This window comes from Janthinobacterium sp. GW821-FHT03C08 (assembly GCF_059420905.1).
In genome coordinates this window covers 104,926-128,664 of record NZ_JBWKUP010000012.1, presented here as the reverse complement: position 1 = coordinate 128,664, position 23,739 = coordinate 104,926, and the positions used below count along the sequence as shown (strand labels likewise).

17 protein-coding genes are annotated in these 23,739 nt (G+C 66.2%); 16 read left to right on the top strand and 1 reads right to left on the bottom strand.

Translation table 11 applies throughout. From position 1 onward, the window contains the following. The first annotated feature begins 171 nt into the window (after window positions 1-171). The 4 genes from adk (at window position 172) to AC07VL_RS18605 (ending at window position 4,290) form a co-directional block, all read left to right on the top strand. A complete protein-coding gene (gene adk, locus AC07VL_RS18620) occupies window positions 172-828 on the top strand; it encodes an adenylate kinase (RefSeq protein WP_086146700.1) in 657 nt (218 codons plus the stop codon). Window positions 829-1,034: 206 nt separating this feature from the next. Then, window positions 1,035-3,158, top strand: a complete 2,124-nt coding sequence (locus tag AC07VL_RS18615) for a sodium-translocating pyrophosphatase (RefSeq protein ID WP_494807156.1) — start codon at window positions 1,035-1,037, stop codon at window positions 3,156-3,158. A 191-nt stretch (window positions 3,159-3,349) separates the two neighbouring features. Next, window positions 3,350-3,775 (top strand): hypothetical protein, encoded by a 426-nt coding sequence (locus AC07VL_RS18610; protein ID WP_494807155.1) that lies wholly within the window; start codon window positions 3,350-3,352, stop codon window positions 3,773-3,775. 14 nt (window positions 3,776-3,789) lie between these two features. Then, complete coding sequence (locus tag AC07VL_RS18605; protein WP_494807154.1) at window positions 3,790-4,290, top strand: glycine zipper family protein; 501 nt, start codon at window positions 3,790-3,792, stop codon at window positions 4,288-4,290. A 3-nt stretch (window positions 4,291-4,293) separates the two neighbouring features. On the opposite strand, the gene AC07VL_RS18600 is transcribed toward AC07VL_RS18605, so the two are convergent. Beyond that, the gene (locus AC07VL_RS18600; protein WP_494807153.1) at window positions 4,294-6,357 is read right to left on the bottom strand and encodes a TonB-dependent receptor domain-containing protein; all 2,064 of its coding nucleotides are present in this window, start codon (window positions 6,355-6,357) and stop codon (window positions 4,294-4,296) included. Between the two features lie 281 nt (window positions 6,358-6,638). Here AC07VL_RS18600 and AC07VL_RS18595 point away from each other — a divergent pair, with 281 nt between their 5' ends. From AC07VL_RS18595 to AC07VL_RS18540, 12 genes are all read left to right on the top strand, one after another. Beyond that, on the top strand, window positions 6,639-7,115 hold the full coding sequence (locus AC07VL_RS18595; RefSeq protein ID WP_494807152.1) for a hypothetical protein: 477 nt from the start codon (window positions 6,639-6,641) through the stop codon (window positions 7,113-7,115). Between the two features lie 192 nt (window positions 7,116-7,307). Continuing rightward, the gene (locus AC07VL_RS18590; RefSeq protein WP_494807151.1) at window positions 7,308-8,546 is read left to right on the top strand and encodes a hypothetical protein; all 1,239 of its coding nucleotides are present in this window, start codon (window positions 7,308-7,310) and stop codon (window positions 8,544-8,546) included. Window positions 8,547-8,556: 10 nt separating this feature from the next. Continuing rightward, on the top strand, window positions 8,557-9,990 hold the full coding sequence (locus AC07VL_RS18585; RefSeq protein ID WP_494807150.1) for a UbiA family prenyltransferase: 1,434 nt from the start codon (window positions 8,557-8,559) through the stop codon (window positions 9,988-9,990). Window positions 9,991-10,024: 34 nt separating this feature from the next. Next, a complete protein-coding gene (locus AC07VL_RS18580; RefSeq protein WP_290607559.1) occupies window positions 10,025-10,372 on the top strand; it encodes an SMR family transporter in 348 nt (115 codons plus the stop codon). 154 nt (window positions 10,373-10,526) lie between these two features. Further along, the gene (locus tag AC07VL_RS18575; protein ID WP_494807149.1) at window positions 10,527-11,285 is read left to right on the top strand and encodes a 3-hydroxyacyl-CoA dehydrogenase; all 759 of its coding nucleotides are present in this window, start codon (window positions 10,527-10,529) and stop codon (window positions 11,283-11,285) included. A gap of 84 nt (window positions 11,286-11,369) precedes the next feature. After that, window positions 11,370-13,145, top strand: coding sequence for a gamma-glutamyltransferase (gene ggt, locus AC07VL_RS18570; RefSeq protein WP_494807148.1), 1,776 nt, complete (start codon window positions 11,370-11,372; stop codon window positions 13,143-13,145). 219 nt (window positions 13,146-13,364) lie between these two features. After that, complete coding sequence (locus AC07VL_RS18565) at window positions 13,365-14,534, top strand: patatin-like phospholipase family protein (protein WP_494807147.1); 1,170 nt, start codon at window positions 13,365-13,367, stop codon at window positions 14,532-14,534. A gap of 54 nt (window positions 14,535-14,588) precedes the next feature. Beyond that, entirely contained in the window at window positions 14,589-18,845 is a 4,257-nt protein-coding gene (locus AC07VL_RS18560) for a hybrid sensor histidine kinase/response regulator (protein ID WP_494807146.1), read from the top strand. A gap of 86 nt (window positions 18,846-18,931) precedes the next feature. Further along, a complete protein-coding gene (locus AC07VL_RS18555; protein ID WP_494807145.1) occupies window positions 18,932-19,255 on the top strand; it encodes a response regulator in 324 nt (107 codons plus the stop codon). Between the two features lie 9 nt (window positions 19,256-19,264). Then, the gene (locus AC07VL_RS18550) at window positions 19,265-19,642 is read left to right on the top strand and encodes a hypothetical protein (RefSeq protein WP_494807144.1); all 378 of its coding nucleotides are present in this window, start codon (window positions 19,265-19,267) and stop codon (window positions 19,640-19,642) included. A 93-nt stretch (window positions 19,643-19,735) separates the two neighbouring features. Next, window positions 19,736-21,352: an AMP-binding protein gene (locus AC07VL_RS18545; RefSeq protein WP_494807143.1), complete on the top strand. Its 1,617-nt coding sequence runs from the start codon at window positions 19,736-19,738 to the stop codon at window positions 21,350-21,352. Next, a complete protein-coding gene (locus tag AC07VL_RS18540) occupies window positions 21,349-23,724 on the top strand; it encodes a bifunctional salicylyl-CoA 5-hydroxylase/oxidoreductase (RefSeq protein ID WP_494807142.1) in 2,376 nt (791 codons plus the stop codon). The genes AC07VL_RS18545 and AC07VL_RS18540 overlap by 4 nt, the downstream gene beginning before the upstream one ends. Window positions 23,725-23,739: the final 15 nt, after the last annotated feature.

Genomic DNA, 23,739 nt, shown 5'->3' with positions numbered 1-23,739 from the left:
TCCGCTTCGATAATTGCTGGCTTTGATCAATCCCGGCATAGCAAATCGACAGCAAACTGGCGTTTCGGGGAATTTTTGTGGTAAGTTTCGTAGGGAAAGATAGCCATAGCAACATCATCTAAAAATAATTACACATACCACCATCCAAAATCTGTTTTTTAGGAACTTTCAATGCGTCTGATACTTTTAGGAGCACCCGGTGCCGGCAAGGGCACCCAAGCTAATTTCATCAAAGAAAAATACAACATTCCACAAATCTCCACGGGCGACATGCTGCGCGCGGCGATCAAGGAAGGCTCCGAACTGGGCCTGGCAGCGAAAAAAGTCATGGATGCGGGCGGCCTCGTGTCGGACGACATCATGATCGGCCTGGTCAAGAACCGCCTGCAGGAAGCCGATTGCGCCAATGGCTACCTGTTCGACGGCTTCCCGCGCACCATCGCGCAAGCGGACGCCATGAAGGACGCCGGCATCAACGTCGACTACGTGCTGGAAATCGACGTGCCTGACGAATCGATCATCGAGCGCATGGACGGCCGCCGCAGCCACCCGGGCTCGGGCCGCGTCTACCACGTCAAGTTCAACCCGCCCAAGGTCGACGGCGTCGACGACATCACCGGCGAGCCGCTGATCCAGCGCGACGACGACAAGGCGGAAACCGTCAAGAAACGCCTGGACGTGTACCACAACCAGACCAAGGTCCTGCTGGGCTACTACAATGACTGGGCCAAGTCCGGCCTGCCAGGCGCGCCGAAATACCGCCGCATCGCCGGCGTCGGTCCGGTCGAGCAAATCCGCGACAGCGCATTTGCCGCCCTGGCGGAATAAGCAGTATTGAAAAGCGGACCGGAATGTCCGCTTTTTTTTCGCCCGCTTTTCAGGCAGACTGGCATTGTCCCGGTGCCTGACGCTGGGTGCTTGACGTTTTCGTGGTTCGAGTTTTTTGCAGGTCGTGTTTTCCTGGCTGCGCGTGCCTACCCGGCGCGGTCTGCAGCTGTCGGCAATGACGTCGGATAAAAACAGAAGGGGACGATATGGCAGCCAGTTTGTGGTTCGCGGTAGCCTGCGGCGTGGTCGCAGTCATTTACGGTTTGGCGTCGCGCAGCTGGATCCTGCGCCAGGATCCCGGCAACGCGCGCATGCAGGAAATCGCCCTGGCCATCCAGCAGGGCGCGGCCGCCTACCTGGCGCGCCAGTACCGCACCATCGCCATCGTCGGCGTGGTGCTGCTGATCGCCATCTATGCCTTGCTCGGCCTGCACACGGCGCTGGGCTTCCTGATCGGCGCCGTGCTGTCGGGCGCCTGCGGCTTCATCGGCATGAATGTCTCCGTGCGGGCCAACGTGCGCACGGCGCAGGCGGCCACCCACGGCATCAACCAGGCCCTGAACGTGGCCTTCAAGGGCGGCGCGATCACCGGCATGCTGGTCGTCGGCCTGGGTCTGCTGGGCGTGACCCTGTTCTACTGGCTGCTGGTAACGACGGGCGCGCCCGGCCTGACCCAGCATGACCTGATCAAGCCCCTGATCGGCCTGGCCTTCGGCGCCTCGCTCATTTCCATCTTCGCGCGGCTGGGCGGCGGCATCTTCACCAAGGGCGCCGACGTGGGCGCGGACCTGGTGGGCAAGGTGGAGGCGGGCATCCCCGAGGACGATCCGCGCAACCCGGCCGTCATCGCCGACAACGTGGGCGACAACGTGGGCGACTGCGCCGGCATGGCGGCCGACCTGTTCGAAACCTATGTCGTGACCCTGATCGCCACCATGCTGCTGGGCGCCCTGCTGATGGCCGAGGCCAGCAACGCGGCCATCATCTACCCGCTGCTGCTGGGCGCCGTCTCCATCCTCGCTTCCATCGTCGGCTGCTCGATGGTCAAGACGGCGCCCGGCAAGAAGATCATGTCGGCCCTGTACACGGGCCTGTGGTGGGCCGCCGGCCTGTCGCTGGTGGGCTTTGCCGTGGTGACGTGGCTGCTGTGGCCCGACGACGCCATGCGCTACAAGATGCTGGGCGCCACCGTCGTCGGCATCGTCCTCACGGGGCTGATGGTGTACATCACCGAGTACTACACGGGCACGGATTTCAAGCCCGTGCGCCACATCGCCGAAGCGTCGACGACGGGCCACGGCACCAACATCATCGCCGGCCTGGGCGTGTCGATGAAGTCCACCGCCTATCCGGTGCTGGCCGTCTGCGTCGCCATCCTCGTGTCATACCAGCTGGCGGGCCTGTACGGCATCGCCATCGCCGCCACCTCGATGCTGTCGATGGCGGGCATCATCGTCGCCCTCGACGCGTACGGTCCCATCACCGATAACGCGGGCGGCATCGCCGAGATGTCGGGCCTGCCCGACTCCGTGCGCGCCATCACCGATCCGCTCGACGCCGTCGGCAACACCACCAAGGCCGTCACCAAGGGCTATGCCATCGGCTCGGCGGGCCTGGCCGCGCTGGTGCTGTTCGCCGACTACACGCATGCGCTCGAATCCGTGGGCCAGCACATCACCTTTGACCTGTCGAACCCCATGGTCATCGTCGGCCTGTTCATCGGCGGCCTGATTCCGTACCTGTTCGGCGCCATGGCGATGGAAGCCGTGGGCCGCGCGGCCGGCGCCGTGGTGGTGGAAGTGCGGCGCCAGTTCCGCGACATCAAGGGCATCATGGAAGGCACGGCGAAGCCGGAATACGACAAGGCCGTCGACATGCTGACGGCCTCGGCCATCCGCGAAATGATCGTGCCCTCCCTGCTGCCCGTGGTGGTGCCCATCGTCGTCGGCATGCTGCTGGGGCCGGCGGCGCTCGGCGGCCTGCTGATGGGAACGATTGTGACGGGCCTGTTCGTCGCCATTTCCATGACCACGGGCGGCGGCGCCTGGGACAATGCCAAGAAATACATCGAGGACGGGCATTTCGGCGGCAAGGGTTCGGACGCGCACAAGGCAGCCGTGACGGGCGACACGGTGGGTGACCCGTACAAGGATACGGCGGGACCGGCCGTCAATCCCTTGATCAAGATCATCAATATCGTCGCCCTGCTGCTGGTGCCGCTGCTGCCGGCCACGGGCTGGCTGGCCGTGGCGGCGCCGGCGCCCGTCCACGCGCCGCTGCCGCCCATCCTGGCGCCGGCGACACCGCCGCAAGTGCTGCCGGCCCAGTAAGTCCCGGCACTCCGACAGCCCCGTGGCCCGTGCCGCGGGGCTGTTTGCGTTGTGCGCAGGTGAAACTTTCCTGCCGTCTATATCCTCGGCGTATAAAAGGTGAGCAATTGTTACGGCAGCTAGGATTGCGCCGCCGGCCTGCCAATAATGGAGTGAGCATCATCGTCGTGGTAGCCAGGCAGGAGGATGTCATGAACAGCAATCACAGGGGACGCGGCGCACGGTTGGCGCTGCTGGTAATGGGACTCGCGTCGGGGCTGGCGCTCGGCGGCGCCGCCTGGTCCGCGCCGGGCGGCCACGGGGGGCATAGCGGCCATGGCGGTTTTCATGGCGGCCACGGGCACTTCCATGGCCGCCCGTACGCGGGCGTATGGCTCGGTACTGCCTGGGGCTACGGCTACGGGCCGGGCTGGTATGGCGCTCCCTGGTATGGCTATCCCTACGGCTATCCGTATGCCGGCACCGTGATCGTGCCGCAGCCGCCCGTGTATATCGAGCAGGGCGGCGAGCCGACGGCGCAGATGTGGTACTACTGCGCGCGCCCGCAGGGCTATTATCCCTACGTTAAAAATTGCAGCATGGCATGGCGCGCCGTGCCGCCGGTCAGCATACGCTGAGACGGGAGATCGACATGAACACGAGAACATTCCTGGGGCGGGCCGGCATGCTGGCTCCCCTGCTGCTGGCCGCCTGCACGGTGCTGCCGGAAGGGCCGTCGGCGATGGTCTTGCCCGGCACGGGCAAGAGTCTCGAACAGTTCCGCGGCGACGACCTGCAATGCCGCGGCTACGCGCAAGGCCAGCTGGGCGGCAGTTCGGCGCAGCAGGCCAGCGTCGACAGCGGCGTGCGCAGCGCGGCGCTGGGCACGGTGCTGGGAGCGGCGGCTGGCGCCGCCATCGATGGCGGCCATGGCGCCGGCGTGGGAGCGGGCACGGGCCTGCTGTTTGGCGCGCTGGCGGGCACGGGCGCGGCGGACACGTCCTCGTACGGCATGCAGCGCCGCTACGATAATGCGTACCAGCAATGCATGTATGCGAGCGGCCACAAGGTACCCGTCGCCGGGCAGATGCTGGGCAGCGTGCCGGCGAATGCCGCCACGCCGCCACCCGATACGCCGCCGCCCCGTTATTGACCCTTAGAAGCGCGACGTCAGGCCCACGAACATGCGCCGTCCCGGCACATAGTAGTCGACCTTGCCATCGGCCAGCGGGCCTTTCTTGAACAGGTTTTCCACGCCGCCGCGCACCGTCCATCGGGGCGTGACCTTGTACGAGACGACCGTGTCGACGATGGTGTAGGCCTGGTTGGCCGCCTGGCCCGCGTCGAGTTCCTTGCCCGTGTACTGGGCCGACACCTCGCCGAACAGCTGGTCGTTCACTTGCCAGCCCAGCGCCGAGTACCACGACAGTTTCGGCGTCGACAGCAAGTTGGCGCCCGTGGTCAGGTTTTTCGCCTCCGCCATGTAGGTGACGTTGTTACGCCAGTTCAGGTGTTTCGTCAACGGCACGGTGGCCGTCGCTTCCAGGCCGCTGGTGCGCGCTTTCTGGATATTCGTCATCCTGGTCCACCACTGCTTCTGGTAAAAGCCCAGCGGCGCGTAGTCGATCTTGTTCTTGAAATCCGTGTGGAACCAGGTCACGCCCACATCCCAGCCATCCTGTTCCCACGCCACGCCGATCTCGCCGGCCGTGCTCGTTTCCGGCTTCAGGTCCGCATTGCCGGCCATGTAGCAGCCGCCCGTGATGTAGCCCAGCGGTTTCAAACTGCCGCAACCGCGTCCGCCCGACTGCGTGGCCGCCGCCGGCGAGTTTTCCTTCAGGCTGGGCGCGCGGAAGCCCTGCGACACGCCGCCCTTGACGGTCCAGGCGGGGGCAGGGTGGTACACCAGGTACAGGCGCGGGCTGTAGTGGTTGCCGAACTTGCCGTGGTGGTCGAGACGCAGGCCGGCCGTGGCCGTCAAGTCGTCGCGCAGGAACAATTGATCTTCCGCAAACAGGGCCGAGGTGGTGCCGGACAGGGTGGCGCCGCTCACGGGGTTGCCCAGGTAGTCGGTGGGCACGGTGCCGATGGTGTCCGTGTTCGTCAGTTCCTGGTGCTTCCACTGGCCGCCCATCACCAGCATCTGCTCGATGCCGCCCCAGCCGATGCGTTTTTCCAGGCTGGCGTCGAGCGTGCTGTCCTTGGATTTCGCCACCGTGCCGACCACTTCATTGTCGAAATCGTTGTGGTACAGGTTGACGGTCGCCTTGCCGAAGTCCCAGCGGCCTTCATAGCCGAGGCTGGCGCTCTTGCGTATCAGCTTGCTCGCGCCCCAGGCGCCGAACACGGGGTAGCCATCGGCGTCGAGCGTGCTCGAGTCGGTCGCTTCCTGCCGGCCGTAGCTGGCGTCCAGCGACAGGTTCTGCTTCTTGTCCAGCGCCCAGTTCAGCTGTCCCGAGACGGTCTGGTTGCGTTCGCCGCCGATGCCGCCCGACTTGCCGATGATTCTTTCATCCGCATTCTGCCGCGTCTGGCCCACGCCCAGGCGCATGCCCACCGTGTCCGACACGGGGCCGGCCAGGTTCACGCCCAGCTGGTGCGCCGTGCCGCGGCCGCTGTCCTGCGGCTGCGTGTAGTTGGCCGTCGCCGAACCGTTCCACTTGCCGGGCACCTTGCGCGTGATGATGTTGATCACGCCGCCCATGGCGTCCGAGCCGTACAGCGAGGACATGGGGCCGCGCACCACTTCGATGCGCTCGATCATGTCGGGCGAGATCCAGTTCAAGTCCTGGCGGCCCAGGTCGGGACGGTAGGCCGTGTCGGCCGAGCTGCCCATGCGCTTGCCGTCGACGAGGATCAGGGTGTACTTGTCGGGCAGGCCGCGCAGCTTGATCTTCGACTCTTCGCCCACGGGGCTGGTGCCGCCCGTCACGCCGGGGATGCGGCGCAGCAGGGTATTCAAGTCATATACGGGCTGGCGCTCGATTTCCTCGCGCGTGATGACGCTGATGCTGGCCGGCGCATCCTTGATGTCGATGGCCGTGCCCGAGGCAGTGACGACCACCGTGTTCATGGTGGTATCGGCAGCCACGTTGCCTTCGGCCCAGGCGCTGCCGACGGCCAGCGACAGCAGGCAGGGCAGGAGCAGGGTGGCGTGACGCGGGGGCAGGGCGGGGCGGATGGCAAGCGGTGTGGCGAAAACTGGACTGCGGTTGGACATGGTGAACTTTCCCGAATGTTGTTATTTCCTGGCTGCCTTCCGGGTGGCGTGGGTATGAAGTGAGGTGACAAAAGCTGGGTGCTATCTCATGAATGAGAATAAGAATCGTTCTTATTGTAGTGCTATCCTGGCAAGAAAGAAAGTGTCAGTCGGAAATAAAACGCTGTTTTCGGATGCTCGGGGCATCGGCAGTGCATGCAGGCGTGAGAAATTGTTACGCGCGCTGGTATCTGCGGCAGTCTGTGTCAATAATGAAGCAGGCCCATTTCACCGGAGGCATCATGCATACCGCGATAGCAGGACCGTCTTTCCCCACTGCCATGCTGGCGCCCGTGCTGGCCGCGCTATTCATGGCTGCGGCGGGGCTGGCGGGCGGCCACGCGGGCGCGGCGGAGCAGGCGGCGCCCGCCGGGTCCTTGACTGAGCCTTTGCCCGTGTGCCGGCTCGACCCGCGCGACAGCAGCAAGCTGGCCGTCGAACCGTGCCGTCCGGCGCCGCCCGTGCAGCCGCGCCGCGCCGTGGCGCAGGTGATCGGCCGCATGCCCGCGCAGCGCACGGCGCCGCCCGTCGTGTCCATGACGCCCTTGCCGCCCAGTCTCGCCGTTCCCATGCCCAGCCTGCCGCAGCCCATCGGTTCCTGCGACACGGGCGGTTGCCGCGACGCGGCGGGCGCGCGCTACAACGGCGCGGGCAATGCCACGCTCGACGCCAACGGCCGCATCTGCCACCGCAATGGGGCGTTCGTGCAGTGTTTCTGATGCCTGCCTTGCTTGCCGGGGCGGCAGGCAGGCATTTTTCCGCTTGAGTCCGCCAGCCTGGGCCACCCGGCTGCTATCGGTGCAGCGTTCCTGGATTGAATTTATTTTATTGTTAATTTATATATTGCATGAGACAATAAAAATATAAATTTCATAATTTTAAATCCAGTTGGCTTTCCACCGATACCCGAAATGAACCTTGACCGTCTGCGCAGCCTACTGGTGCTGCTTTCCCTGCTCGCCCTGATTTTCTTTGCCTGGTGGTTCCTGGCGGGGGGCACGCTCATGGCGGACGCCTATCAGGGGCGCTCCTGGCCGCTGCTGAACAAGCTGCTGGCGCATCCCGACAGGCATCCGCTGGATTTTTATCTCGACAAGATGCAGGCGCTCGTCAGTTTTAGCCTGGTCCTGTGGAGCGCCTTCACCCTGACGGCCGCCCTGGCCCTATCTCGCTTGCGGCGGCCCGCCGCCGGCAGCGACTGGCGCGATTACGCGATCTTTGCCGTTTATGCCGCCGCATTCGCCTACCTCCTCGTGCAGGTCGGCAGCGAGCAGAAATGGTATGTGATCGACAAGATCATGGCTTACCAGGGCACGCCGCCATTCCAGCATCGCGTACTGTTTATTTTCCCTGCGCAACTGCTGCAATATGTCATGCCCCAACTGAGCGCCATCCAGTGCTTTCTGTGGTCGCAATTGCTGGCCGTGGCGTTGACGCTGTGGGCGGTGCGCCGCTTTGCCAGCCTGTTCATCCGCAGCGACCTGGCCTTCATCGGGCAATTTCTCGCGCTGTGCATGTGGGCCCCGACACTGACTTACTACACGTTTTACGATATCGGCATCATTTTCGTGTATGCATTCTGCCTGTATCACCTGATGCGCCGCGAACTGCTGCCGTATCTGGCGATGCTGGTGGTGGGCACGTTCAATCACGAAATCACGCTGTTCCTGATCGTGGCCAGCGCCGTCGTTTATCTCGGCAGCATGAGCCTGCGCTCGCTGGCCGCCTTGCTGGCGCTGCAGTTGCTGCTGTATGGCCTGGTGCGCATGCTGCTGTTTTATCTGTTGCCGGCCCATCAGGCGTGGGAAGGGGGCAAGCTGGCCTTCAATCTCCACCTGCTGCTGCACCAGACCCGTGGCCTGGTGTACAACCTGGGACCCTTGCTGCTGTGGTACGGGCTGGCCGCCACGGGCTGGCGTCACGCGCCGCCGTTCCTGCGCCGCTGCACGCTCATTTTGCCGTGCCTGCTGGTCATGACGACGCTGGTGGGACAGTTCAACGAGGCGCGCCAGTTCGATGCCTTCATTCCCGTCGCCATGGCATTGATGCTGTGCTCCCTGGGTGCCCGCATCGGGGCCGTGGCCGCTCCTGTGCCGGACGCCGGCGCCGGCGCATGGCGTTCCGGCCGCTTCTTGAAGTCGCACCCCTGAAGGCATGGCCATGGCTGAAGACACGATGCGCGAGCCGACGACCCTGCCGCTGGTGGTTGATCTCGACGGTACCCTGATCCACTCGGACCTGCTGTGGGAATCGATTTTGATTTTCATCAAGACGCATTTCCTGCAGCTGTGGCGCCTGCCGTTCTGGCTCTTGCTGGGCAAGGCTGGCTTCAAGGAAAAAATAGCATCGATGGTCGACCTCGATCCCGCGGCATTGCCTTATGACCAGGTGTTGCTGGCGGACCTGGCGCGGCAACGCGCGCAAGGGCGGCTGATCGTGCTGGCGACGGGCTCACAGCGCCGTTACGCCGACGTGATCGCTGCCCACCTGGGCTTGTTCGGACGGGTGCTGGCGACCGAAGGCGGCGTCAACCTGACGTCGCACAACAAGGCGGCGCAGCTGAAACAGGCGTTCGGCGACAAGGGCTTCGACTACATCGGCAACGCCAGCGTCGATATTGCCGTGTGGAATGCGAGCAACGATGCCTTTTCCGTCACGCTCAAGCCATTCCACCTGGCGGGCGGCCTGAGCACGCGTGCGGCCGGCACGCCACGCGCTGGCTGGCTGGGGCCCCTGTTCAAGGCGATGCGGCCACGCCAGTGGCTGAAGAACCTGCTGGTCTTCGTGCCGATGCTGGCAGGCCATGCACTGCATGCGGAGGCCTTCCTGCAGTCGCTGGTGGCATTTCTTGCCTTTTCACTTTGCGCATCGAGCGCCTACCTGCTCAATGACGCCCTGGATGGGGCCGATGACCGGCGCCATCCCGTCAAGTGCAAGCGGCCTATCGCCGCCGGCAAGCTGCCGCTGTCGGTCGCCATGCTGGCCAGTCCCTTGCTGGCCTGCGCGGCGCTGGCGATTTGTGCCGCGTTCGATCCGCTGCTGCTGTGGGTGGTCGTGGTGTATTTCGTCACCACCCTCACGTATTCGCTGCACCTGAAGCGCCTGCTGATGGTGGACATCGTCACCCTGGCCCTGCTGTACACGCTGCGTATCCTTGGCGGCAGCGCGGCGACGCATATCGAGCCGTCGTTCTGGCTGCTCGCGTTTTCCTTCTTTATTTTCCTGAGCCTCGCCTTGCTCAAGCGCTACAGCGAGTTGTTCAATCTCGAGCGGCAGGGCAAGGAAAGGACCAGCGGCCGCAACTACACGACCCTGGACAAGGCGCCGATCGGCATCATGGGCATCAACAGCGGTTTCATTTCGCTGCTGGTGTTCATGCTGTACTTCAATTCGGACAACGTGCTGGTGCTGTACACGCGTCCGTACATCCTCCTTGGCATCGTGCCGCTGCTGGTCTTCTGGCTGGGACGGCTGTGGACCTTGTCTTTCCGGGGAGAGGTGAATGAAGATCCTGTGTTGTATGTCAGCAAAGATGGCGTCAGTTTATGCATCATTGCTCTCAGCATGCTGCTTGCCGTCGGCGCCAGCCTGTAAACTGGTGTTCCCCATTCCCGAAGCGAGATAGACAATGAATTCAGTGCATGCAGGCTATCTGTGGTGCGCGCTGGCGGCCGTCGCCAGCGCTGCCGCCACGTTCCTGATAAAAATGTCCAGTCTGCAAGGTAGCGGCCTGAGCTTGGTGCGCCTGTTGTGGCTGGGGGGCGCCGGCGGCGCCTATGCGCTCGGTTTCGTCTGTTACGCGGTGGCGCTGGAAAAAATGCAAATCAGCCTGGCGTATCCCGTGATGACGGCCATGACCATGCTGCTCGTGGCGCTGGCCGGCGGCATCGTGCTGCAGGAGACCCTGACCCTGAGCAAGATCGCCGGCGTCGTGCTCATCGCGGCCGGCGCCTTCGTGCTGTCGCGCCCGGCCTGAGCGGCCAGCGGCCGCAACTTTTTTGATCTGCCTGGCAAAAGTGGCTACAATTGTCGCCGACATTACGTTTACGTAAACGTAACTGTGGCATCATGCGGCATCCAACAGCACCCATTCGGGCCGGGTACACGGCCATCACCATTCAGGAGACTTCATGCAGATTCAGGACAATGTATTCATCATCACGGGCGGCGCGTCGGGCCTGGGCGCGGCGACGGCGCGCATGCTGACGGCGGCGGGCGGCAAGGTCGTGCTGGCCGACGTGCAGACCGAGGCGGGCCAGGCGCTGGCCGCTGAACTGAACGGCGTGTTCGTGCAGTGCGACGTGACGTCCGAGGAAGACGGCATGGCCGTGGTGGCGGCAGCGGGCAAGCTGGGCATCCTGCGCGGCCTGATCAACTGCGCCGGCGTGGCGCCGGCCGTGAAAACCGTGGGCAAGGATGGCCCGCACCCGCTGGCCCTGTTCCAGAAGGTCGTCAACATCAACCTGGTGGGCACCTTCAATATGTGCCGCCTGGCGGCCGATGCCATGGCCAAGCTCGAGGCGACGGCCGAGGGCGAGCGCGGCATCATCATCAACACGGCGTCCGTGGCGGCATATGACGGCCAGATCGGCCAGGCGGCCTACGCGTCGTCGAAGGCGGCCGTGGTGGGGCTGACCCTGCCGATGGCGCGCGACCTGTCGCGCAACGGCATCCGCGTGATGACGGTGGCGCCCGGCATTTTCGAGACGCCGATGCTGCTGGGCATGCCGGCCGAAGTGCAGGACGCGCTGGGCAAGATGGTGCCGTTCCCTTCGCGCCTGGGCAAGCCGGGCGAATACGCGCAGCTGGTGAAAGCCATCGTGGAAAACGTCATGCTCAATGGCGAAACAATCAGATTGGATGGCGCGATCCGCATGCAACCGAAATAAGCCCGGCGTGATTTGATGTAGGATACCCCCGTATGGGGCGTACAGCCTTGCCTGGCTGTGCGCCCTTTTTTTATCGGAGAATCCATGATCACATTGAAGCCGCTGGCGCTGAGCCTGACCTTGCTGGGGGCCCTGGCCGCCAGCCCCGTATTTGCCGAGGTGCCGCAAAAGGCGCCGGAAATCGCCACCGCGTATGCGGAAAAAAGTGGCTGGGCGGCGCAAAAGTTCATGGTCGCGGCCGCCAATCCGCTGGCGGCCGATGCCGGCTACCAGATGCTGAAAAAGGGCGGCAGCGCCATCGATGCGGCCATCGCCACGCAACTGGTGCTCACGTTGGTCGAGCCGCAGTCGTCGGGCATCGGCGGCGGCGCCTTCCTGCTGTATTCCAGCCCCAAGGGCGTGCAGGCCTTCGATGGACGCGAAACGGCGCCCGCCAGCGCCGATGAGCACCTGTTCCAGAATCCGGACGGCACACCCGTCTCGCGCGCCACGGGCGTGGTGGGCGGGCGCTCCGTGGGCGCGCCTGGCGTGCTGCGCATGCTGGAGCTGGCGCACAAGGAACACGGCAAGCTGCCGTGGGCGACCCTGTTCGGCCCCGCCATCAAGCTGGCGCAGGGCGGCTTTCCCGTCAGCCAGCGCCTCAACGGTTTGCTGAACTGGGACCAGGCCCTCAAGCGCGACCCTGTCGCCGCCGCGTATTTCTATGACGGCGAGGGCAAGGCCTGGCCCGTCGGCCACGTGCTGAAAAACCCGCAACTGGCGCGCACCCTGCGCGAGATCGCCCGCGGCGGCGCCGATGCCTTTTACCAGGGCCGCATCGCGCGCGACATCGCCGCCAAGGTGGCGTCGCACCCGACCAATCCGGGCAAGCTGACGGCGGCCGACATCGCCGGCTACCGCGCCAAGGTGCGCGTGCCCGTCTGCAGCGACTACAAGGCCTGGACCGTGTGCGGCATGCCGCCGCCATCGTCGGGCGGCATCGCCATCGCGCAGATGCTGGGCATGCTGGAAGTGAAGGATATCCGCCCATACCCGCCCGTCGACGGCGTGCCCGATGCGCAGGCGATTCACCTGTTCTCGGAAGCGGGGCGCCTGGCTTATGCGGATCGCAACCGCTACGTGGCCGACACGGATTTCGTGCCGCTGCCCGGCAAGGGCATCGCCTCCATGCTCGACAAAACCTATCTGGCGCAGCGCGCGGCATTGATCGGCGACAAATCCATGGGTAAAGCCTCGCCCGGCACGCCGCCCGGCATGCAGGTGGCATGGGGCATGGACAACGCCCTGCAGCGCCCGTCGACGTCGCACCTGGTGGCCGTCGACGCCTTCGGCGGCGGCCTGTCGATGACCACCAGCGTGGAAGACGCCTTCGGCTCGCGCCAGATGGTCGACGGCTTTTTGCTGAACAACCAGCTGACGGATTTCTCCTTCGATTCGCGCGATGCGGACGGCCCCATCGCCAACCGCGTCGAGGCGGGCAAGCGCCCGCGCAGCGCCATGTCGCCCACCCTCGTGTTCGAGAAGGGCACGCAGAAACTCGTGCTGGCGACGGGTTCGCCCGGCGGCTCGTCCATCATCAACTACGTGGCCAAGGTGCTGGTCGGGACCATGGACTGGGGCTTGAACGTGCAGCAGGCCATCAGCCTGCCGAACTTCGGCAGCCGCAACGGCCCGACGGAGCTGGAAAAGGGCCGCGCGCCGGCCGCCCAGGTCGAGGCGCTGCAGGCGATGGGCCATGAGGTGCGCGTGATCGAACAGAATTCGGGCTTGCAGGGCATCATGCGCCTGAATGCGCACGGCAAGGACTTCTGGTTTGGCGGGGCCGATCCGCGCCGTGAAGGCATGGTCCGGGGCGATTAGGGGCACCGGACCAAACCTACTGCGCGTCGGTATAGGCGGCCTGCGATGCTCACCGGCTCGGCGCCCCCGTACTTAGTACGGTTGCGCTTCTTAGCCGCCTCTTCCTTCCGCTCGCTACGGTTTTGTCCGGCGCCGTGATGCAAACAATATACCTGCGGGAACTGGCGCCTGCCTTCCAAACTTTTCCACAAAGCATCAAGACCCTGCTAATCTGCCGGCATGGGAATGCAAAATAAAACAGGCTTGATACTCACGGGAGGAGGCGCCCGTGCCGCCTACCAGGTGGGCGTGCTGCAGGCGATTTCGGCGATTCTGTGGGAAGCGGGCTGGGCGCCCGCGCGCAACCCCTTCGACATCATCTGCGGCACCTCGGCCGGCGCCATCAATGCCACGGCTCTGGCCTGCCGCGCGGACAACTTCGGCGAAGGCGTGCAAAAGCTGCTCGACGTGTGGCAGCACATCCAGGTCGAACAGGTCTACCGGGCCGATTCCCTGGGCGTGATCCGCTCGGGCGCGCGCTGGCTGTCGCTGCTGTCGTTCGGCTGGCTGCTGCGCCAGTGGCATGCGTCGCCGCCCAATTCCCTGCTCGACAATACCCCGCTCGTCAGCCTGCTGCACCGCATGCTGGACCTGCCGCGCCTGGACGCGGCCCTGGCCGACGGCCTGCTGCATGCGCTGGCCGTCACGGCCTCCTCGTACTCGGGCAGCCGGCACATGACGTTTTACCAGACGGGGGCCGAAATCGCGCCGTGGGTGCGCACGCAGCGCCTGGCCCTGCAGGACCAGATCGGCGTGGAGCACCTGCTCGCCTCGGCCGCCATCCCTTTCATTTTCCCCGCCGTGCCCCTGTACGTGGGCGGCCAGCGCGAATACTGCGGCGACGGCTCGATGCGCCAGCTGGCGCCGATTTCGCCCGCCATTCACCTGGGCGCCAATAAGGTGCTGGTGGTGGGCGCCGGGCGCATGACGGAGCCGGCGCCGGGGCCGGGCGACGCGGCGCGCTACCCCAGCCTGGCGCAGATCGCCGGCCACGCGCTGTCGTCGATCTTCCTCGACGGCCTGGCCGTCGACATCGAACGGCTGAACCGCATCAACCTGACCCTGTCGATGCTGCCGCCCGAATTGCTGGGCAAGACGGCGTTGCGGCCCGTGGAGCTGCTGGTCATCGCCCCGTCCGAGCGGCTTGACGCCATCGCCAGCCGGCATATCGGCAGTTTGCCCCGGCCCATCCGCACCATGTTGTCGGGCATCGGCGCGGCCGAAGCGCGCGGCGCGGCGCTGGCATCGTATTTGTTGTTCGAATCGACGTATACTAACGAGCTGATCCGTCTTGGACAGCGCGATACGCAGGCCCGCAAGGACGATGTACTGGCGTTTTTTGGTTCTTGAGACGGCCCCCGGCACCGTTGCCGGAGTTTTCGCGTTTTTTTTGACAGGACGATTGTGCTGGTATTTCGACGTGCTTGTGGTGCTGCCTTACTGATAAGTCTGCTGCTGGGCGGCTGGGCCGCGGGCGCGCCTGCGCCCACCCTGCGTTTCGACCAGCTCAGCGTCGAGCAGGGGCTGGCGCAGGAATCCGTGCTGGCCATCGCCCAGGACCGGCAGGGCTACATGTGGTTCGGCAGCCAGTCGGGCCTGAGCCGCTACGACGGCTACCGCATGGTCGTCTACAAGAATATCGAGGGCGACAAGACCAGCCTGGCCGATAACTGGGTCGGCGAGCTGCATGTCGATAGCCAGGGCCGGCTGTGGGTGGGCACGGACAATGGACTGGACCGTTTCGACGCGGCCAGCCAGACCTTCACGCACTATGTGCCGCAGGAGAAGAGCAAGCGCGGCAACGGCAACCGGCATATCCACGCCATCCTCGACGATGGCGCGGGCGGCTTCTGGATCGCCACCTCGGACGGCTTGCAGCATTTCGATCCCGCCACGGGCGTTTTCCGCACCTGGCACCATGAAGAGGACAATCCGCACAGCCTGGGCGACAACGAGATCAAGGCGCTGGCGCTCGACGCGCAAAAGCGCCTGTGGGTCGGCACCGTGACGGGCCTGGACATGCTGGCGCCGGGCAGCGAGCGCTTCGAGCATTTCGCCGTCGACACGACGCCCGGCTCGAAGTACAACGTGATCCAGTCGCTGCTGATCGACCGCCAGCAGAACCTGTGGATCGGCACCATGGCCGGCGCCGAGCGCTGGCGCCTGGGGGGCGTCGGCCAGGCGCCGCAGGCGCGCGTGCGCTTCGGGGAGAAACACGGTTTTTCCGCCATCCGCGTGGCCAGCCTGTACCAGGACGTGGACGCCACCGTCTGGCTGGGCAGCAATGCCGATGGCCTGTTCCGCTGGCAGCCCGAGAGCGACACCTTCCTGCAGTACCGCCACCAGACGGGCGACAAGTTCAGCGTGGCCGACAACCAGCTGTCCTCGCTGTTCCGCGACCGCGCGGGCACCTTCTGGGTCGGTTCCTGGTACAACGGCGTGAGCAGGGTGGACCTGGGCAGCGGCGGCTTTTCGCGCATGGCGCGCGCCCCCGGCGACGTGGGCGCGCTGGCCGACAAGAAGGTGCGTGCCGTGGCCGATGCGGGCAATGGCCGGCTGTGGCTGGCCACCAAGGGCGGCCTGAAACTGTACGACACGCGCGACGGCAGTTCGCAGCTGTTCGACCTGCGCAGCGCGCCGGGCATGTCGCGCGACGAGCAGGTCACCACCCTGTACAAGGCGCCCGACGGCACCCTGTGGGTGGGCGGCTCCACGGGCCTGCACCGCTTCGATCCGGCCCTGGGACGCTTCTTTACCATGCGCTTCGCCGCCGGCGACCCGAACAGCGACACCATCCGCAATATCGTGAGCGACCGCAGCGGCATGCTGTGGGTCTCGACGCGCGGCGGCGTGCATCGCTTCGACCCGGCCAGCAAGCGATTTACCACCTACCGCCACGATCCGGCCGACCCGAACAGCCTGTCGGACAACATGGTGCGTCCCGTGCTGGAAGACCGCAAGGGGCAGTTGTGGATAGGCTCCTTCCATGGCCTCGATTTGCTGGACCGCGCCAGCGGCCGCTTCCGCCATTACCGCCACGACCCGCAAAACCCCCATAGCCTCAGCCACGACGAGGTGCACTTCCTGCACGAGGACAAGCGCGGCGTGCTGTGGGTGGGCACGGCCAATGGCCTGAACCGCATGGACGTCGATGCGAAGGGGGACATCCGCTTCCGCCGCTTCCTGCGCAAGGACGGCATGGCCGACGATGCCGTCGCCAGCATCCTCGGCGACGACAACGAGCAACTGTGGCTGAGCACCAACAGCGGCATCACGCGCCTGGACATGCGCAGTGGCCTGTTCCGCAATTACGACAGCGCCGACGGCACCGTGGAAGGCTCGTACTTCGACGGCGCGGCCCTGCGCGCGGCGGACGGCACCATGTATTTCGGCGGCTTCAACGGCATGACGGCGTTCCTGCCGCAGGATATCCACGACAACCGCGTGCCGCCGCTGGTGGCCATCACCGAACTGCAAATATTCAACAAGCCGGTGGGCATCGGCCGCGGCGAATTCGCGCAGGTGCTGCGCACGGCGATCGACCATACGCGCACCCTGACCCTGACGAGCCGCGAAAGTGTCTTTTCGCTGGAGTTCGCGGCCCTGCATTTCGCCGCGCCGCAGCGCAACGTCTTCGCCTACCGGCTCGAAGGCTTCGACCAGGACTGGGTCATGACGGATGCGGGCCGGCGCTTTGCCACCTATACGAATCTCGATCCCGGCAACTACGTGTTCCGCGTGAAGGCGGCCAACAAGGATGGCGTGTGGAACGAGAGCGGCGCCACCCTGGCCATCACCATCCTGCCGCCGTTCTGGAAGACGTGGTGGTTCCGCACCCTGGTGGCGGCGCTGCTGCTGGGCGCCGGCTATGCCGTCTACCGGCAGCGCATGCGCGCCGTGCGGCACCAGCAGAACGAACTGGAAAAGCTGGTCAACGAACGCACGGCCGAGGTGTACCAGAAGAACGCCGAGTTGCAGAGCAAGGAAATCGAGGTGCTGGCGCAGTCGGACAAGCTGGCGCAGGTCAACAGCAGCTTGAAGAAAAACGAGGAAAGCTTGCGCCAGGCCAAGCGCAAGGCCGAGGATGCGACGCGCCAGAAGTCGGAATTCCTGGCCAACATGAGCCACGAGATGCGCACGCCGCTGGCCGGCGTGATCGGCATGCTGGGCTTTGCCCTGCGCGACGAGCAGCTGCACGACGCCACGCGCGAGCAGATCCTGCGCGGCCAGGCCAACGCCCAGTCGCTGCTGGTGATCATCAACGACCTGCTCGATTTTTCCAAGATCGAGGCGGGCAAGCTGAGTATCGAAAACATCGACTTCGCCCTTGGCGCGGCGATCGAGAACGTGGTCAGCCTGTTCGAGGAGCAGGCGGCCGCGCGCAGCATCGGCTTCGCCATCGACTTCGCGCCCGACCTGCCGCCCTTCGTGGTGGGCGACCCGACGCGCTTGCGCCAGGTGCTGGTCAACCTGGTCGGCAACGCCTTCAAGTTCACCCAGCGCGGCGGCGTGAGCGTCTGCGTCGAGCGCGCGGGCGTGGCGCCGGGCGCCGGCGGGCGCCAGGTCAGTTTGATCCGCTTCACCGTCAGCGACAGCGGCATCGGCATCGATGCCGATGCGATGGCGCGCCTGTTCCAGAAGTTCGAGCAGGCCGATGCGAGCACCACGCGGCGCTATGGCGGCACGGGCCTGGGCCTGGCCATCTGCCGCCAACTGGTCGAGCTGATGGATGGCGAGATCGAGGTGGCCAGCATGCCGGGGCAGGGCAGCACGTTCACCTTCACCCTGCCGCTGGCCGACGGCGTGGCGCCGCCGCTGGTGCCGCAGGTGGCGCTGGCGCCGCACAGCCACCAGCTGCGCGTGCTGTGCGCGGAAGACTTCCCGACCAACCAGATCATCATCCGCGTCATGCTCGAGGAGCTGGGGCACCGGGTCGACGTCGTCGCCAATGGCATGCTGGCCGTGGCGGCCTGCGTGCACACGCGCTATGACCTGATCCTGATGGACGGGCGCATGCCGGAAATGGACGGCGCCACGGCCACGCGACTGATCCGCGTGGGCGGCTGGCCGGACCAGCCCGTGCGCGACCAGGAGCTGATGATCGTGGCCCTGACGGCGAACGCCAGCGAAGAGGACCGCAGCCGCTACCTGGGCGTGGGCATGGACGATTTCCTCAGCAAGCCGGTGGACGAGGCGGCCCTGCATGGCTTGCTGGCGCGCGCCATCGAGCGCCAGCTGCAGCGCGGCTTCATGCTGCCGCGCATGCCGTCCAGCGCGCCGCGCAACGCGGCGCGGGGCCAGGCCGAACTCGACGCCCTGTTCGGCGTCGCGCCCAAGGCAGGCAGCGTGCCGGCGCCGGCGGCGCCGGCCAGCCGCAGCGGCGAGCTGCGGCGGCGCATCCGCGTCGCCTTCCTCGCCGACCTGGAAGGGCGGCTGCGTGAACTCGACGCGGCCCTGGCCGCGCAGGACCAGGATGGCGCCGGACGCCTGCTGCACGGCTTGAAGGGCAGCGCCGCGTATCTCGACGAAACGGAGCTGCACATGCTGTGCACGGAAATGGAGGAAGCGGCCGATGGCGGGCGCTGGACACAGGTGGCTCTGCACTTGCCGCGCCTGCGCGCACTGCTGGCGCAAATCGCCGTTTCGGGCAAGAAAATGTAAAATATGCAATGCCGGATGGGGGAAGCGCGGCGAAACTGGGTAGAATACCGCCAGGCGCCCTGACGCTGCCGGCAATGGAGAGACTGATGAAAGTACTGGTGGTTGACGATGATGTCGTTTCGCGCATGGTGCTGATGCACCTGATCGACAGCTGTGGCGTGCACGATATCGTGGAGGCCGAGGATGGCGCGGCCGCGTGGGAGCAGCTCGAGGGCGGCTTGCGGCCGGCGCTGTGCTTCTGCGACCTGCGCATGCCGCGCCTGTCGGGCATGGAGCTGCTGCAGAAGATCCGCTCCGACAGCGCGCTCGACGCCATGCCGCTGGTGCTCGTCTCGTCGGCCAATGACCAGGACACGGTGCGCGACGCCGTGCAGGCTGGCGCGGCGGGCTACATCGTCAAGCCCTTCTAGCCGGAACAGGTGCGCCTGCATATCGACGCCTGCTTCGACGTGGCGCCATTGCCTGCCGAGGCGCCGCTGGCGACGGCGCAGCGCCTGGGCATCGATCACGAACGCCTGCTGGCGTACCTGACGGGCTTCCAGGGCCAGATCGGCGCCGCCGGCGAACAGGTGGAAACCCTGCTGGCGCGCGGCGAACCGGTGCAGGCGCGCCAGCTGCTGGAACGCCTGCACCTGGGTTGCCGCACCCTGGGACTGCATGGCGCGGAAGCTGCCATGCTGGCCCTGCTGCAGGGGGCCGTGCTCGATGGCGGCCAGATGCAGGCTGCGCTGGCCGCCCTGACGCGCAGCGCGGCGCAGCAGGCGCATCTGCTTGGCCAGCAGGACGGCGCCGACTGAATCCGCTGTTTTCCCCTTGCCGGGAAAATACTTTAGGTTTAAAGTATCTGCTTCCGGGCCAAGCACGCGCGCCCGCCACCAGCCAGGACGAGCATGAGCAGCGACCCATCGCCTACCACCGTACCTCCCCGGGATGACTTTGCGCGCGCGCACCTGCCGCCGCGCGCACTCTGGCCAGAGCTGTGCCTGGCCTTGCCCGAGCTGCAATATCCGACACGCCTGAACTGCGTCGCCGCGCTGCTCGATGCGGCCGTCGCCGCTGGCAGCGGCCGCACGGCCATTCTCGCCGAAGGCCAGCGCTGGAGCTATGCCCACCTGCAGCAGCAGGTCGACCGCATCGCGCACGTGCTGCGCACCGACCTGCGCCTGATTCCCGGCAACCGCGTGCTGCTGCGCGGCGCCAACACGCCGATGATGGCAGCCTGCCTGCTGGCCGTGCTGAAGGCCGGCTGCATCGCCGTGCCCACCATGCCGCTGCTGCGCGCGCGCGAACTGGCCACCATCGTGGCCAAGGCCGAAGTCAATGCCGTGCTGTGCGCGCAAGGCTTGCGCGGCGAACTCGATGGCGTGCCGGACTGCCCGCCGGTGCTGTGCTTTGGCGCCGATGGCGCGGCGCTGGAGCAGCGCATGGCGGCGCACGCCAGCCCGTTTGCCGCGCACGACACGGCGGCCGACGACGTCTGCCTGATCAGCTTTACGTCGGGCACGACGGGCGTGCCCAAGGGCACCATGCACATGCACCGCGACCTGCTGGCCATCTGCGACTGCTTTCCCCGCTCCATGCTGCAGGCGCGCGCCGACGACATCTTCATCGGCACGCCGCCGCTGGCGTTCACCTTCGGCCTGGGCGGCCTGCTGCTGTTTCCCCTGCGCTTCGGCGCAGCCGCCGTATTGCTGGAAAAGCTCACGCCGGAGGGCCTGCTGCGGGCCATCGCGACGTACGCGGCCACGATCTGCTTCACGGCGCCCACCTTTTACCGCCAGATGGCGCCGCTGGCCGCGCAGCACGACTTGCGCAGCCTGCGCCTGTCCGTGTCGGCCGGCGAAGCGCTGCCGCTGGCCACGCGCGACGCCTGGCAGGCGGCCACGGGCCTGGCCATGACGGACGGCATCGGCGCCACCGAGATGCTGCACATCTTCATTTCCGCCACGGGCGAGGGCATCCGCCGCGGCGCCATCGGCAAGGCCATCCCCGGCTACCAGGCCTGTATCGTCGACGAGGCGGGCGTGCCGCAGCCGCCCGGCGTGACGGGCCGCCTGGCCGTGAAGGGCCCCACCGGCTGCCGCTACCTGGCCGATGCGCGCCAGGGCGAGTACGTGCAGAACGGCTGGAACCTGACGGGCGACACCTTCGAGATGGATGGCGACGGCTATTTCTATTACCGGGCGCGCAGCGACGACATGATCGTCTCGGCCGGCTACAACATCGCCGGGCCGGAAGTGGAAGAGGCGCTGCTGCGCCACCCGGCCGTGGCCGAATGCGGCGTGGTGGGGCGCGCCGATGAAGAACGGGGCCAGATCGTCGAGGCGCACGTGGTGCTGAAAGGCGGCTACCAGGCCGGCGCCGCGCTGGCGGCCGAGCTGCAGGAGTTCGTGCGCCAGCAGATCGCCCCCTACAAATATCCGCGCGCCATCCGCTTCCTGCCCGCGCTGCCGCGCACGGAAACGGGCAAGCTGCAGCGCTTCAAACTTCGCACGGACATGCCATGAATATCGTCTGCATCGGCGGCGGCCCCGCCGGCCTGTATTTCAGCTTGCTCATGAAAAAGCAGAACCCGGATCACCGCATTACGGTCATCGAGCGCAACCGGCCATACGACACGTTTGGCTGGGGCGTCGTGTTTTCCGACCAGACCCTGGGCAACCTGGCCAATGCCGACGAGCCGACGGCGCGCGCCATCCTGCAGGCGTTCAACCACTGGGACGATATCGAGATCCATTTCAAGGGCCAGACCGTGCGCTCGGGCGGCCATGGCTTTTGCGGCATCGGCCGCAAGCGCCTGCTCAACATCCTGCAGCAGCGCTGCGAGGAACTCGGCGTGGACCTCGTCTTCGAGACGGAAGTGCAGGATGACCAGGCCATCGCGCGCCAGTACGGCGCCGACCTGGTGATCGCCAGCGACGGCTTGAACAGCCGCATCCGCACGCGCTATGCGGCCAGCTACCAGCCCGCCATCGAGCAGCGCCACTGCCGCTTCATCTGGCTGGGCACGCGCAAGAAATTCGAGGCATTCACGTTTGCCTTCCGCCAGACGGAATTCGGCTGGTTCCAGGCGCATATCTATCAATACGATGGCGAGACCTCGACCTTCATCGTCGAGACGCCGGAAAGCGTCTGGCGCGCGGCGGGGCTGGACGCCATGCGCCAGGAAGAGGGCATCGCCTTTTGCGAGGCGCTGTTTGCCGGGGAACTCGACGGCCACGGTCTGTTGAGCAATTCGCCCCACCTGCGCGGCTCGGCCCAGTGGATCACCTTCCCCCGCATCGTCTGCCGCCAGTGGGTGCATGTGCAGGACGGCGTGCCCGTGGTGCTGATGGGCGACGCGGCCCACACGGCGCATTACTCGATCGGCTCGGGCACCAAGCTGGCGCTGGAAGACGCCATCGAGCTGGCGCGCTGCTTTGGCCAGCACGGCGATAGCACCGCCGCCCTGGCCGCCTACCAGCAGCTGCGCGCCGTCGAGGTGCTGAAAATCCAGAGCGCGGCGCGCAATTCCATGGAGTGGTTTGAAAACGTCGAGCGCTACAGCGCGATGGAGGCGCCGCAGTTCGCCTATTCCATGCTCACGCGCAGCCAGCGCATCTCGCATGAAAACCTGCGCCTGCGCGACCCCGCCTACGTGGCTGGTTACGAGCAGTGGCTGGCGCGGCGCGCCGCCGGACAGGCGGGCGTGGAGGCCCCGGACGGCCCGCTGCCGCCCATGCTCACGCCATTCCGGCTGCGCGGCGTGCTGCTGAAGAACCGCATCGCCGTCTCGCCCATGGCGCAGTACAGCGCCGTCGACGGCGTGGCGGGCGACTACCACCTGATGCACCTGGGCGCGCGCGCCATGGGCGGCGCGGGCCTCGTGTTTGCCGAGATGACGTGCGTGTCGGCCGACGCGCGCATCACGCCCGCCTGTCCCGGCATGTACAGCGAAGCGCATACGCAGGCGTGGCGGCGCATCGTCGATTTCGTGCACGCGAACAGCGACGCGAAGATCGCCCTGCAGCTGGGCCATGCGGGCGCGAAAGGCTCGACGCGGCCCATGTGGGACGGCATCGACCTGCCGCTCAGGGAGGGCAACTGGCCGCTGCTGTCCGCCTCGGAACAGCAGTACCTGCCGGGCGTGTCGCAGGTGGCGCGCGCGGCGACGGAGAATGACCTGGCGCGCATCGAGCAGGACTTCGTGCGCGCCACCCTGGCCGCGGCCGTCGCCGGCTTCGACTGGCTGGAGCTGCATTGCGCGCACGGCTACCTGCTGTCGAGTTTTATCTCGCCGCTGACCAACCGCCGCACGGACGAGTATGGCGGCAGCCTGGAAAACCGCTGCCGCTATCCGCTGCGCGTGTTCCGCGCCATGCGCGCCGCCTGGCCGCAGGACAAGCCCATGAGCGTGCGCATCTCTGCCCACGACTGGGTCGACGGCGGCATCACGCCCGACGATGCGGTTGTCATCGCGCGCCTGTTCAAGCAGGCGGGCGCGGACCTGATCGACTGTTCCTCGGGCCAGGTCAGCAAGCTGGAACAGCCCCTGTACGGGCGCATGTTCCAGGCGCCGTTCGCCGACCGCGTGCGCAACGAGGCGGGCATCGCCAGCATGGCCGTCGGCTCGATTTTCGAGGCCGACCACGCCAACAGCATCATCGCCGCCGGGCGCGCCGACCTGTGCGCCGTGGGCCGGCCGCACCTGGCCAATCCGGCATGGACGTTGACGGAAACGGCGCGCATCGGCTACAGCGGCGCCGGGGCCACGTGGCCAAGGCAGTACCGTCCGGCGCAGCTGCAGCTGGAGCGCAATCTGGCGCGCGAACGCCAGCTGGCCGCCGCTAGCTCGGGCTTGACCCCGCAGCAAGTGGCCGCGCGGCTGCTGGAGGGATGACATGAACAAGGAAGC